We start from the raw sequence: 12,972 nt of genomic DNA, 5'->3' as shown, positions 1-12,972 counted from the left end.
CATCCCGCCCGGCCGCCGTGATTCTGCCCGATCAGCTTGCCAGCGCGCGCTGATTGGCGACATGGCGTCGCGCCATCTGCCGCGCGCGGCGGCCGGTGACAAAGGGCCGCGCGCCCGCGATCGTCACGGACGCGCCGCGCAGTTCCGGAAACAGCGTATAGATTTCCTCGGCCACGGCACCCAGGGCATTGATCGCCTGCGGGCCGGGGTAAAGCGATTCCGTCTCGGCCCCGTCCGACATCACCACCTCGTGGCGGTCGAACAGCAGATGGACATAGGTCACCTGCCGGGCGTCGGCCAGTTCCTCGATGCCGGGGATCTCGGTCAGCTGGCGTGCCGGAACCAGCAGTTCGGGGGCGCAGAACATGCGCTGCGCGATCTGCGAGCGCACAAGGACGCGGTGCTGGGGCGAGACGGTCAGGTCACGTTCCGGGCGGTTCGGGCCCAGGGCGCCGGCCGTGATGCGGATGGGGCGCAGCCGGGGATTGGCCGTCAACTCATCGGCCGAGAGGCTGCGTTGCCCGTGCCAGCGCAGCGGCTGGAAGCCGTTGTCACGGGTCCAGATCATATCGCCGGGGGCAAGATCCTCGACCCGGCGCTCGCCGGTCTCGGTCAGGATCATCGTGCCCGCGGCGAAGCAGACGATCTCGAGATCGAAAATATCGGGCGAGAAGCTGACATCCGCCACACGGGTGCCGTCGGGGTAGAGGTTGGCGTCGATGATCGTTACGGCCCGCAACGAGTCGATGCCATCCCACTGATCGAGAGTACTCGCGGCCGGGCGGAAGAAGATGTCGCCCGTGTCCATCTGAATCACGACCCCGGTTTGTTCGACCGTGCTGCCATCGGGAAAGGTCAGCAAGAACCGTGTCGAGTAGAAACCGGTGATTTCCGCCTGGACCGTTGAGCCTGTTCCAGGAGACACGTACTCCATCTCGGTTGTTTGCCGTTGATAGGTGGTCCCGAAATTGTCGCGGTTGGTGTCGCCGGTCACGCTGGTCGCGATGATCTGATCGGGGCCGACCGCATGATGACCGTTAAGCTGGTCCGCCTCGGCATCGGTTGCGTTCGAGCCAGGGGTCGAGTTGATCTGTTCGAGATTGCCGAACCAGAGCAGGTTTACGGTGTTAGGCATGGAAGCCTCCTGTCACGCAACGCTGAATAAATCCAATTTGCTCGCGTGGATATCACGGATCGCGGTTTTGGCAATCCGTTATTTTGCCGATATGCGGCATAATAATGACGGTTTTTCCGGGGTATGGGCACATCTGCCCATGGGATCGCGGCACATATCCATATGCCCATGGCGCCGTTTTCCGCATACAATTGCATGCCGACTTTCAATCTGCGGCGAATCCCGCTATAGCCCGGCCAACGGAAATTCAACGCCAAGGGAAACTTCATGTCGAAGATCAAGGTAGCCAACCCGGTCGTCGAGCTAGACGGCGATGAAATGACCCGGATCATCTGGGATTTCATCAAGCAAAAGCTGATCTTGCCCTATCTGGATATCGACCTGAAATATTACGATCTGGGCATCGAGGAGCGCGACCGCACCGACGACCAGATCACCGTCGACGCGGCCGAGGCGATCAAGAAGCACGGCGTCGGCGTGAAATGCGCCACCATCACCCCCGACGAAGCCCGCGTCGAGGAATTCGGCCTGAAAAAGATGTGGCGCAGCCCCAATGGCACGATCCGCAACATCCTGGGCGGCGTCATCTTCCGCGAGCCGATCATCTGCAAGAACGTGCCGCGTCTGGTGCCGGGCTGGACCCAGCCCATCGTCGTCGGCCGCCACGCCTTTGGCGACCAGTACCGCGCTACCGATTTCCGGTTCCCGGGCAAGGGCACGCTGACCATCAAATTCGTCGGCGAGGATGGCGAGACCATCGAGCACGAGGTGTTCCAGTCGCCGGGCGCGGGCGTCGCCATGGCGATGTACAACCTTGACCAGTCGATCATCGATTTCGCCCGCGCCTCGTTCAACTATGGGCTGATGCGCGGCTATCCGGTCTATCTGTCGACCAAGAACACCATCCTCAAGGCCTATGACGGTCGCTTCAAGGACCTGTTCCAGAAGGTCTATGAGGAAGAGTTCGAGAGCCAGTTCAAGAACAAGGGCATCCATTACGAGCATCGCCTGATCGACGACATGGTGGCCAGCGCGCTGAAATGGTCGGGCGGCTATGTCTGGGCCTGCAAGAACTACGATGGCGACGTGCAGTCGGATATCGTGGCGCAGGGCTTCGGCAGCCTCGGGCTGATGACCTCGGTCCTGATGACGCCGGACGGAAAGATCGTCGAATCCGAGGCCGCGCACGGCACCGTGACCCGCCATTACCGCGAGCACCAGAAGGGCAACGCGACCTCGACCAACTCGATCGCCTCGATCTTTGCCTGGACCGGCGGGCTGAAGCACCGCGCCAAGCTGGACGACAACGCGGCGCTGCTGAATTTCGTCGAGACACTGGAAAAGGTCACCGTGCAGACGGTCGAGGATGGTTTCATGACCAAGGACCTGGCGCTGCTGGTCGGGCCGGACCAGAAATGGCTGACCACCATGGCCTATCTGGAAAAGGTCGACGAATATCTGAACAACGCGCTGATCGGCTGAGGAACCGCCGGGCAGGATTGCAAGGGGCCGGGCAAACCCGGCCCTTTTCGCGTTTATGCGCGGTTCAGGGGAAATCGCTCATGGAACGGCGCGAAGCCGCTTAACAGTGGCGCCGTTCCGGGCTAAAGGGGCGGTATCCCCAATATCGGAGTCGCGCCATGAAAGCAGCCGTCATCACCTTTCCCGGGTCGAATTGCGATCGCGACCTTGCCGTGGCGCTGCGGCAGGCCGGCGCGGATGTGACCCGCGTCTGGCACAAGGACGAGGCCCTGCCGCAGGGCGTCGATCTGGTCGCCGTGCCTGGCGGCTTTTCCTTTGGCGATTACCTGCGTTGCGGCGCCATCGCCGCGCATTCGCCCGTCGCGCGGTCGATCAGGGCCCATGCCATGCGGGGCGGCTATGTGCTGGGTGTCTGCAACGGGTTTCAGGTGCTGACCGAGCTGGGCCTGCTGCCCGGCGCGCTGATGCGCAATGCCGGGCTGACCTTCATCAGCCGCGAGACGGGGTTGCGGGTGGCGACCTCGGCCAGCCCCTTCACCTCGGCCTATGCGGCGGGCGAAGTGATCCGCGTGCCGGTCGCGCATCACGACGGCAATTACCAGATCGATGCCGAAGGGCTGGCCGCGCTGCGCGATCAGGACCGCATCGCCTTTACCTATGCGCCGGCGATCAACGGCTCGGTCGAGGATATCGCCGGCATCCTGTCGGAAAACCGCCGGGTTCTGGGCATGATGCCGCATCCCGAGCGCGCCGTGGATGCGGCGCATGGCGGCACCGACGGGATCGGGCTGTTCGCCTCGCTGATGAGCGGGTTCGTTCCGGCCTGACTTGAGCGCGGGCCCGTCGCGCACTAGACTGCATCGATCGCCCGCAAGGGACGGTGCCGGAGGCCCATGCGAAACGACGACAAAGCAACCGGGAATACCGATGCCAGGACCGGCCCTTCCGGCCGCTGGGGGTTGCGCGGTGCCATCCTGGCGCTGCTGGCCGTTGCCGCGGGCACGGTCTGGTTCACCAATGCCTGGCTGACGGCGCGGTTTTCCGAATCCACGCGGATGCGGTCCGAACTGCGCTCGGTCCTCTATACCGGCAACCTGCTGTCGGAATTGCAGCGCACCTCGGTGGTGCCGCTGCTGCTGGCGCGCGATCCGACGCTGATCGCGGCCCTGTCGGGCAACAATTTCTCGAACAGTTCGGCGCGGCTGATTTCCGCCCAGAAGGAAATCGGCGCCGCCTCGATCCGGCTTCTGGACGCCTCGGGGCGTCTGGTCGGCTCGACCGACCGCAACCTGCTGGGCCGGAATTACGTGCAGGAGCCGTTCTTCGTCGAGCCGCTGCGCTCGAAGGATACGGTGTTCAGTGTGTCAAGCAATCCGCAGGGCGCCTACGAATTCACCTATTCGCGCGCCATCGTCGCCGAGGGGCGCACGCTGGGCGTGGTGATCGTGGCCGCCGACCTGACGCCGCTGGTCCGGTCCTGGGCGGGGATTTCCGACGCGATCGCGGTCAGCGACAGCGAAGGAAACATCATCCTGTCCACCGAACCGCGCTGGCGCGGGCTCACCCTGCCCGAGGCACTTTCCGTGCGCTCGGCGCCCTCGGCCATTTCGCGCGCCTTCCAGGTGACGGCCGACTGGGCCTCGGCGCCGGTCGATGCCTATGTCGAGGGCAAGGCGGTGATGCAGACCGAGACCCGCATCCCGTTCCGCGGCTGGACCATGACCTCGTTCACCGCTTACGATTCGGTGCGCGAGCGGGTGAACGCGGTGCTGGCGCTGGTGATCATGGGTTTCGCCATCCTGCTGGCGGCGGTGTTTTATCTGCTGTCGCGCCGGGCGCGGGTCGAATCGGCCGCCTATATGCGGGAATCCGCCGATCTGCGGGCGCTGAACATGCGCCTGACGCGCGAGATCGCCGAGCGCGAGCGGATGCAGAAGGAATTGCGCGTGGCCGAACAGACCGTGCAGCAATCCAGCAAGCTGGCCGCCCTGGGCGAGATGTCGGCCGGGGTCAGCCACGAGCTGAACCAGCCGCTGGCCGCAATGAAGACCTATCTGGCCGGGGCGCGGCTTTTGCTGCAACGCGGCCGCGACGAAGAGGCGCTGTCGAGCTTTCAGCGCATCGACGATCTGGTCGAGCGCATGGGCGCCATCACCCGGCAGCTGAAATCCTATGCCCGCAAGGGCGGCGAGGCTTTCGAGCCGGTCGATCTGCGAACCGCGCTGTCCAGCGCCCTGGTGATGATGGAGCCGCAGCTGCGATCCAATACCATCCGCCTGCAACGCAATATCCCGCGCTATCCGGTCATGGTCCTGTGCGACCGGATCCGGCTGGAGCAGATCATCATCAACCTGCTGCGCAACGCCATCGACGCGATCAAGCAAAGCCGCGACCCGGCGATCGAGATCACCGTCGGCTCGGGCTCTCACGCTTTCTTGTCCGTTCGCGACAACGGGCCGGGTGTATCCGATCTGGAAAATCTGTTTGAACCCTTTTTCACCACCAAGAAGCCGGGCGAGGGGACCGGGCTCGGACTGGCCATCTCCTCCGGTATCGCGGCGGATTTCGGTGGTCGCCTGACCGCGCATAATGCGTCTGACGAAGGCGGCAGGGGCGCCGTGTTCGAATTGGAACTGCCGCTATACGACCCCGAACGCAGGACCGGGTCCGGCATGGCCGCAGAATAACTTGATGAGGTAGGGCGATGAGCCGCACGTTGAAAATTGCCGTTGTCGATGATGAGCCGGACATGCGCGAATCGATCAGCCAGTGGCTGGCGCTGTCGGGATTCGATGCCGAAACCTATGCCAGCGCCGATGACGCGCTGAAGGTGATCGGCAATGACTGGCCGGGCGTGGTCATTTCAGACATGCGGATGCCCGGCATGGACGGGATGGCGTTCCTCAAGCGCTTGATGGGGATCGATTCCGGCCTGCCGGTCATCATGATCACCGGCCATGGCGACGTGCCCATGGCGGTCGAGGCGATGCGCATCGGCGCCATGGATTTCATGGAAAAACCCTTCAACCCCGAGCGTCTGACCGAACTGGTCAAGAAGGCCACCCAGGCGCGCCGCATGACGCTGGACAACCGCGCCCTGCGCCGCGACCTCTCCGAGGGCCAGCAGGTCATGTCCAAGCTGATCGGCGCCAGCCCGGTCATGGACCGGCTGCGCGAGGATATCCTGGACCTTGGCCAGGCCGACGGCCATGTGCTGATCGACGGCGAAACCGGCACCGGCAAGACGCTGGTCGCCCATGCGCTGCATGCGGTGGGGCCGCGCGCAAGCAAGAAATTCGTGCCGATCTCCTGCGCCGCCTATAATGACGAGGTTCTGGCCGGCAAGATTTTCGGCCCGGTCGAGAACGGTCTGCCGGCGGTCGAGGAAGCCCGCGGCGGCACGCTGTGCCTTGAGGATATCGAGGCGCTGTCCGATCCGTTGCAGGCGCGGCTTCTGGCCTTTATCTCGGACCAGGGGACGCCGGCCGAGACGCGGATCATCGCGATCTCGAACGCGCGCGGCGAAGGGCGCAAGGCCGAGGATTCGCTGCGCCCCGACCTGTTCTATCGCCTGACCGCGCTGAAGATCACCCTGCCGCCGCTGCGCTCGCGCGGCGAGGATATCCTGTCGCTGTTCAACCGCATGACCGAACAATTCGCCGAGGAATATGGCTGCGAACCGCCCCAGGTCACGGCGCAGGAGGCCGCGCAGCTTCTGCAGGCGCCCTGGCCGGGCAATGTCCGCCAGCTGATCAACGTGGCCGAACGCGCGGTGTTGCAGAACCGCCGCGGCTCGGGCTCGATCGCCTCGCTCCTGATGGCGGATGGCGAGGAAACCCAGCAGGCCACCACGACCGAGGGCAAGCCGCTCAAGGAATATGTCGAAAGCTTCGAAAAGATGCTGATCGACAACACCATGCGGCGCCACAAGGGCAGCATCGCCGCGGTCATGGACGAGCTGTGCCTGCCGCGTCGGACGCTGAACGAGAAGATGGCGAAATACGGGCTGAGCCGGGGCGACTATCTTTAGCGCCCGCGCCTGCCCGCCCGCCGGGCCGCGCATTCCGGTGCCGGGCGGTGGTCGTTTTTTGCGGCCAAAAAATGGGTTCAGTCGAAAAAGCGATTGTAACGGCGCGGTCTTACCCGCTATCTTGCCCCGGCAGGGTGCCGTTGTCACAATCGACGGCCGCATCCTTAACAGTTTCGCAGCGCGTAGGCCAGCCGCATCCCGGACAGGGGCCGGTGGCCAGATGCGCGGAAAATATCGCCCATGCCCCCCGGGGCCTCTGGGCAGACGTTATCGCAGCCCCGACCGCCTTGCAGCGTGACGGGCCAAGAAAGGTAAACAGACGCGATGGATCGCGCAGCGCAGCTTGATCGGGAACGGCTTCGGGGGCACAGCCTGAACGCCGCGATTGCTGCTGGCTGCATGCCCGTCGTCGTTCTCTCATATGACAGCCGGATCCCTGCCACGCCTTCGGGCGGGCCGGTGCGGCTGCCCGAAAGACGGAAACATGTCAAAGAAAATGCTGATCGACGCCACCCATGCCGAGGAGACTCGGGTGGTCGTGGTCGACGGAACCAAAGTCGAGGAATTTGATTTCGAGACAGTCAACAAGCGGCAGCTTGCTGGCAATATCTATCTGGCCAAGGTGACGCGGGTCGAACCCTCGCTGCAGGCCGCATTCGTGGATTATGGCGGCAATCGCCACGGTTTCCTGGCCTTTGCCGAGATCCATCCCGATTACTACCAGATCCCCGCAGCCGACCGTCAGGCCCTGCTCGAGGAAGAGCGCGCCGCCGCCCAGGATGACGGCGAAGAGGTCGAAAAGCCCAGGCGCAATTCCCGCCGCCGCAGGCCCGCCAAGGCCGCATCGGCCGATAATGGCGATGCGGTGGCCGTCTCGGACGAGATCCCGGGCATGACCATCGTCGATCCCCAGGCCGATGCCGGGGACGAATCCGACGGCTCGGGCGCGGATCCGGCCGACGCGAGCGCCTCTGCGGATGCGCCTGTCGCGGAGGGCGTGGCCGGGGAGGCCGACGCTGCCGCCGAAGAGACGGCCGATGATGACGGCAACGGCGACGACAGCAATGGCGACGATGAGATCGAATCGGTGGCCGACGAGGATGTCACCGAGGAAATCCAGCGCCCGAAAAAGCACCGCGCGCGGCGCTACAAGATCCAGGAGGTCATCAAGGTCCGCCAGATCATGCTGGTCCAGGTGGTCAAGGAAGAGCGCGGCAACAAGGGCGCGGCGCTGACCACCTATCTGTCGCTTGCCGGTCGCTATTGCGTGCTGATGCCCAATACCGCACGCGGCGGCGGCATCAGCCGCAAGATCACCAATGCCGCCGACCGCAAGAAGCTCAAGGAAATCGCCGGCGAGCTTTCGGTGCCCGAAGGGGCCGGGCTGATCATCCGCACCGCCGGCAGCCAGCGCACCCGCACCGAGATTCGCCGCGATTACGAATATCTGATGCGGCTGTGGGAACAGATCCGCGAACTGACCTTCAAATCGACCGCGCCGGCGCCGGTCTATGAAGAGGGCGACCTGATCAAGCGCACCATCCGCGATATCTATTCCAAGGAAATCGACGAGGTGCTGGTCGAGGGCGAGCGCGGCTATCGCACCGCCAAGGACTTCATGAAGATGATCATGCCGTCCCACGCCAAGAACGTGAAGCATTACACCGATGCGATGCCGCTTTATGCGCGCTATCAGGTGGAAAGCTATCTGGCCGGCATGTTCAACCCGGTCGTGCAGCTGAAATCCGGCGGCTATATCGTCATCGGCGTGACCGAGGCGCTGGTCGCGATTGACGTGAACTCGGGCCGCGCCACCAAGGAAGGCTCGATCGAGGACACGGCGCTGAAAACCAATCTCGAGGCCGCCGATGAGGTCGCCCGCCAGCTGCGTCTGCGCGACCTGGCCGGGCTGATCGTGATCGACTTCATCGACATGGAAGAGCGCAAGAACAATGCCGCCGTCGAAAAGCGCTTCAAGGACCGGCTGAAAACCGACCGGGCGCGGATTCAGGTCGGCCGCATCTCGGGCTTCGGCCTGATGGAGATGTCGCGCCAGCGCCTGCGTCCGGGCATGCTGGAATCGACCACCCAGCCCTGCGCCCATTGCCATGGCACCGGGCTGATCCGCTCGGATGACAGCCTGGCGCTGACCATCCTGCGCGCCATCGAGGAAGAGGGCACCCGCAAGCGCAGTCGCGAGGTGCTGGTCAAGGCGCCGATCGCGGTGGCGAATTTCCTGATGAACGCCAAGCGCGAACATATCGCCAATATCGAGGCGCGCTATGGCATGTCCGTGCGGGTCGAGGCCGATCCGGCGCTGATCTCGCCCGATTTCGCGGTCGAGAAGTTCAAGACCGCGACCCGGAACGTGCCCGAGGTGGCCTCGCCCGTGGTGTCGGTCGATGCCAGCCTGATGGCGCAGATCGATGACGAGGACAGTGCCGAGGACGAGGATCGCGACGACGATGCCGATGAGGCGCGCGGCGAAAACGGCGATCAGGGCGACGGCAATGGCAAGCGCCGCCGCCGCCGCCGCCGCCGTCGCGGCGGCCGCAACGGCGATGCCGATGGCGGCAATGGTGATGCCGATGGCGGCAATGGCGATGAGGCGCGCGACGACAGCGCGGCCGGGGTCGTGGAGGCGGCCGCCCCCGCCGAGACGGGCGAGGACGAGGCCAAGCCTGCCGAGGAGGCTTCCGCCGATGAGGACGAGGCCAAGCCGCGCCGCCGCACCCGCTCGCGTCGCCGCAAGGCGGATGAGGACAAGCCCGATGAGGCCGCCGCCGTGGCAGCCGGTGCTGCCGGGGACATGGTTGCCGTTGCCCCCGGAGCCGGGACCGAGGCCGTGGCCGAACCGGCCAGCGCCGAGGTGGTGGACCTGACCGGCCAGCCGGTGACCGGGCCGACGCCCGCGCCCGGCGAGGTTGCGGCCGAGGAAGCTCCGCCCGCCGAGGAGGCCGCCGAGGAAGAGGTTGCGGCCGCCGCGGATGTCCCCGCCGATGAGCCTGTCGCGGCCGAACCTGCCGAAGAACCTGCGGCCGAAGCCGCCGAGGCAGCGGCCCAGGCGGAACCCGAGCCGGCCGCCGAGCCCGAAGCCCAGCCGCAACCGGCCGAGGTCGAGGCCCAGGCAGAGGCCGAGCCGTCGCGCCCCAAGCGTCGCGGCTGGTGGTCGCTGGGTTAACGCTCTGGCGGAAATGACAAAAGATTGACGGGCGCGGGGCTTCCCCGCGCCTTTTCCTTGGCGCAAGGTGCGGGCATGTTTGGAATCGAGCTTGTGGATGCCGCCTTTCTGCCCGCCGCGATGGTCGCGCTGCTGGCCGGTATCCTGTCTTTCCTGTCCCCCTGCGTCTTGCCGATCGTGCCGCCCTATCTGGCCTATATGACCGGGGTCGGCGTCGGCGGGCTGAAAACCGGCGAACGCAGCGCCGTGGTGCCGGCGCTGTTCTTCGTCATGGGCCTGTCCACGGTCTTCCTGCTGATGGGCATGGCGGCCTCTGCCTTTGGGCGGGTTTTCCTGCAATATCAGGAATATCTGGTCAAGGCCTCGGGCGTGGTGATCGTCATCATGGGCCTGCACTTCCTGCGTCTTTTCCGCATTCCCTTTCTGGATACCGAGGCGCGGATGGATGTCGGCGACCGGGGCGGCAGCGCCATGGGCGCCTATGTGCTGGGGCTGGCCTTCGCCTTTGGCTGGACGCCCTGCATCGGCCCGCAGCTGGGCATGATCCTGTCGCTTGCCGCCGGCGGTGCGGCGGTCGAGCGGGGCATGACGCTGCTCGCCGTCTATGCTCTGGGCCTGGGCGTGCCCTTCCTGCTGTCGGCGATCTTCATCAACCGCGCCATGGGCGTGATGAACCGCATCAAGCCGCATCTGAAGCTGATCGAGCGGGTGATGGGGGCGCTGCTGGTGATCGTCGGCGTGGCGCTTTATACTGGCCAGTTCGCCCGTTTCGCCTATTGGCTGCTGGAGACATTCCCGGCGCTGGCGCTGGTCGGCTGATTCCGGCCTTTGCCTGACGCGACGAACGGCTTGCTTTCCGTCACGCTTGCGGACCAGTCTGGACGCGGGACGGACCGGGGGGAAAGCATGGCTTTGGCAATGGGTTGCGCGGAACTGAATGCGTTCCTGCGGCGGGCATTCTTGCAGATCGCGGATCAGGTGCGGGTCGATTCCGCGGATGAGGGGCAATTGGTCGCGCGGCTGGCAGTCGATGACCAGCATCTGCGCCCCGGCGGCACCGTCAGCGGCCCGGCCATGTTCGCGCTGGCCGATGTCGGCATCTATCTGGCGATCCTGTCCAGAATCGGCGAGGTGCCGCTGGCGGTGACCACCAATGCCTCGATCGATTTCATGCGCAAGCCCGAGGCCGGGCGCGACCTGCTGGCGGAATGCCGCATCCTCAAGCTGGGCCGGGTGCTGGCCGTGGGCGATGCGCTGATCCGCTCGGACGGGATGCGCGATCCGGTGGCGCGCTGTTCGATGACATATTCGATTCCGCCGCGCGACCGCTAAAACCGCCTGTTATGCACGGGTATTATAATACCTATTTTGTATCAGCTTGATTTCGCGTCGAAAATCATCGCCCGGCGCGCTTGATTTATGCGCGGCTTTCGCCGATATACCCGCATCTCGAATTCACATCCCCAAAGGGACGACTGATGAAAACCTATACCGCGAAACCGGCGGATATCGAGAAGAAGTGGATCCTGATCGACGCCGAGGGCGTGGTTCTGGGCCGTCTTGCCTCGATCGTTGCCATGCGCCTGCGTGGCAAGCACAAGCCGACCTTCACCCCGCACATGGACATGGGCGACAATGTCATCATCATCAACGCCGACAAGGTGCAGATGACCGGCGACAAGCGCGACGCCAAGAAATACTACTGGCATACCGGCCATCCGGGCGGCATCAAGCACCGCACCGCGCGCCAGATCCTGGAAGGCGCGCATCCCGAGCGCGTGGTGATCAAGGCCGTTGAGCGCATGATCTCGCGCAACAAGCTGGGCAAGCAGCAGATGACCAATCTGCGCGTCTATGCCGGCGCCGAGCACCCGCATGAGGCGCAGCAGCCCGAAGTTCTGGACGTCAGGTCCATGAACGCCAAGAACACCCGGAGCGCGTAAGACATGGCCGAAGACATCAAAACCCTGGACGACCTGAAATCGGTCACCACCGGCGTCGAAGCCGTCGCCACCGCCTCGGCGCCCGTGCGCGAGGCGCAGCGCGACAATCTGGGCCGTTCCTATGCTACCGGCAAGCGCAAGGACGCGGTCGCCCGCGTCTGGGTCAAGCCCGGTTCCGGCAAGATCACCGTCAACGGCAAGGAAATGGCCGAATATTTCGCCCGTCCCGTGCTGCAGATGATCCTGCGCCAGCCCTTCGACGTGGCCGGCGTGGCCGGTCAGTATGACGTCTATGCCACCGTCGCGGGCGGCGGCCTTTCGGGCCAGGCCGGCGCGGTCAAGCACGGCATCTCGAAGGCGCTGCAACTGCACGAGCCCGGCCTGCGCGCGGCGCTGAAGGCGGCGGGCTTCCTGACCCGCGACAGCCGCGTGGTCGAGCGCAAGAAATACGGCAAGGCCAAGGCCCGCCGCAGCTTCCAGTTCTCGAAGCGCTGATTTTCGGCAGGATATGCCGGGCAGGGATGCCCGGCGAAAAAAGCGCGGCCCTCGGGCCGCGCTTTCTTTTTATCTGCCCCCACGCCACGAACCGCCGGATTGGCTCCGGTGGAACAGCTTGCGATCAGGCTTTCCCGCCCGTCGATTCGGCCCGGCCCGGCAATCACCAAGGATCCAGGGTCATTTCCCCTGACCCGCGCGCCCCTCCGCGGGCGCTGCGCGAAGGGGGGCGCCATCGCCGCACATCGGGGAAAGCCGCGCGGCATCCGGCAATCACGTCTTCCAGAATCTGTCACCCGGCCGTCGTGATTCTGTGCTAACCCTTTCCCGGACATCGCCCGCAGCGGTTGCTTCGCTGTCATGGCCTCGAAATTCTCTGGAATATCATGCGCTTGCAAGATTTCCGGGTTTTTCGTGTTTTTTCCGCTTGCGCCTTCCGGGCGCTGCGCCTAGATACCGCCTCACCGAAACGGCGAGGCCGGATCGGACGGGGCCCAGCCGGGTCGCCGGGAAAGTCGAGAAACGCTCTTGACACTCTCGGAGGTACGGCATAGATAGGGCTTCTGCCTCGGAAACGGGGTAACAATCTGGGACAGGATGGCTTGACGGCGCCTTTTGTTATTGGCGCGGTTTGGTTGTTTTTGTTTCTGTGCTTTTTGACATTGCGAGATATCTGAAGGGATATGCGGGCGGTCTGGTCGTTATA

Annotated in this window: 10 protein-coding genes; 9 read left to right on the top strand and 1 reads right to left on the bottom strand. The window is 64.7% G+C overall.

Annotated elements, in window-relative coordinates; translation table 11 throughout:
• Positions 1 to 31: 31 nt before the first annotated feature.
• On the bottom strand, positions 32 to 1,135 hold the full coding sequence (locus IT41_RS05815; RefSeq protein ID WP_139221628.1) for a Hint domain-containing protein: 1,104 nt from the start codon (positions 1,133 to 1,135) through the stop codon (positions 32 to 34).
• Between the two features lie 267 nt (positions 1,136 to 1,402).
• Between IT41_RS05815 and IT41_RS05810 the strand changes: the two genes are divergently transcribed.
• The 9 genes from IT41_RS05810 to rpsI all read left to right on the top strand — a co-directional run bounded on the left by IT41_RS05810 (position 1,403) and on the right by rpsI (position 12,266).
• A complete protein-coding gene (locus IT41_RS05810; RefSeq protein WP_036739408.1) occupies positions 1,403 to 2,617 on the top strand; it encodes an NADP-dependent isocitrate dehydrogenase in 1,215 nt (404 codons plus the stop codon).
• A 158-nt stretch (positions 2,618 to 2,775) separates the two neighbouring features.
• A complete protein-coding gene (purQ, locus tag IT41_RS05805; RefSeq protein WP_036739405.1) occupies positions 2,776 to 3,444 on the top strand; it encodes a phosphoribosylformylglycinamidine synthase subunit PurQ in 669 nt (222 codons plus the stop codon).
• A gap of 66 nt (positions 3,445 to 3,510) precedes the next feature.
• Complete coding sequence (locus IT41_RS05800; RefSeq protein WP_036739404.1) at positions 3,511 to 5,304, top strand: sensor histidine kinase; 1,794 nt, start codon at positions 3,511 to 3,513, stop codon at positions 5,302 to 5,304.
• A gap of 17 nt (positions 5,305 to 5,321) precedes the next feature.
• Positions 5,322 to 6,647, top strand: a complete 1,326-nt coding sequence (locus IT41_RS05795; protein ID WP_036739403.1) for a sigma-54-dependent transcriptional regulator — start codon at positions 5,322 to 5,324, stop codon at positions 6,645 to 6,647.
• A 484-nt stretch (positions 6,648 to 7,131) separates the two neighbouring features.
• On the top strand, positions 7,132 to 9,828 hold the full coding sequence (locus tag IT41_RS05790) for an Rne/Rng family ribonuclease (RefSeq protein ID WP_036739402.1): 2,697 nt from the start codon (positions 7,132 to 7,134) through the stop codon (positions 9,826 to 9,828).
• 75 nt (positions 9,829 to 9,903) lie between these two features.
• Complete coding sequence (locus IT41_RS05785) at positions 9,904 to 10,647, top strand: cytochrome c biogenesis CcdA family protein (protein WP_036739400.1); 744 nt, start codon at positions 9,904 to 9,906, stop codon at positions 10,645 to 10,647.
• An 87-nt stretch (positions 10,648 to 10,734) separates the two neighbouring features.
• Positions 10,735 to 11,160, top strand: coding sequence for a PaaI family thioesterase (locus IT41_RS05780; protein ID WP_036739627.1), 426 nt, complete (start codon positions 10,735 to 10,737; stop codon positions 11,158 to 11,160).
• 146 nt (positions 11,161 to 11,306) lie between these two features.
• Positions 11,307 to 11,771 carry a 50S ribosomal protein L13 gene (gene rplM, locus IT41_RS05775; RefSeq protein WP_036739399.1) on the top strand — a complete coding sequence of 155 codons (465 nt, stop codon included), beginning with the start codon at positions 11,307 to 11,309 and terminating at the stop codon, positions 11,769 to 11,771.
• 3 nt (positions 11,772 to 11,774) lie between these two features.
• Positions 11,775 to 12,266: a 30S ribosomal protein S9 gene (gene rpsI, locus IT41_RS05770; RefSeq protein ID WP_036739397.1), complete on the top strand. Its 492-nt coding sequence runs from the start codon at positions 11,775 to 11,777 to the stop codon at positions 12,264 to 12,266.
• The last annotated feature ends 706 nt before the right edge of the window (positions 12,267 to 12,972 follow it).

This window comes from Paracoccus halophilus (assembly GCF_000763905.1).
GTDB lineage: Bacteria > Pseudomonadota > Alphaproteobacteria > Rhodobacterales > Rhodobacteraceae > Paracoccus > Paracoccus halophilus.
The sequence above is the reverse complement of the archived record's forward strand: the minus strand, read 5'-3'. Positions and strand labels throughout refer to the sequence as shown.

Coding starts and splice junctions, on each gene's coding strand:
- IT41_RS05795 (WP_036739403.1), top strand. CDS start 5,322: ATGAGCCGCACGTTGAAAATTGCCGTTGTCGATGATGAGCCGGACATG.
- IT41_RS05780 (WP_036739627.1), top strand. CDS start 10,735: ATGGCTTTGGCAATGGGTTGCGCGGAACTGAATGCGTTCCTGCGGCGG.
- IT41_RS05785 (WP_036739400.1), top strand. CDS start 9,904: ATGTTTGGAATCGAGCTTGTGGATGCCGCCTTTCTGCCCGCCGCGATG.
- IT41_RS05815 (WP_139221628.1), bottom strand. CDS start 1,135: ATGCCTAACACCGTAAACCTGCTCTGGTTCGGCAATCTCGAACAGATC.
- IT41_RS05810 (WP_036739408.1), top strand. CDS start 1,403: ATGTCGAAGATCAAGGTAGCCAACCCGGTCGTCGAGCTAGACGGCGAT.
- purQ (WP_036739405.1), top strand. CDS start 2,776: ATGAAAGCAGCCGTCATCACCTTTCCCGGGTCGAATTGCGATCGCGAC.
- rpsI (WP_036739397.1), top strand. CDS start 11,775: ATGGCCGAAGACATCAAAACCCTGGACGACCTGAAATCGGTCACCACC.
- rplM (WP_036739399.1), top strand. CDS start 11,307: ATGAAAACCTATACCGCGAAACCGGCGGATATCGAGAAGAAGTGGATC.
- IT41_RS05800 (WP_036739404.1), top strand. CDS start 3,511: ATGCGAAACGACGACAAAGCAACCGGGAATACCGATGCCAGGACCGGC.
- IT41_RS05790 (WP_036739402.1), top strand. CDS start 7,132: ATGTCAAAGAAAATGCTGATCGACGCCACCCATGCCGAGGAGACTCGG.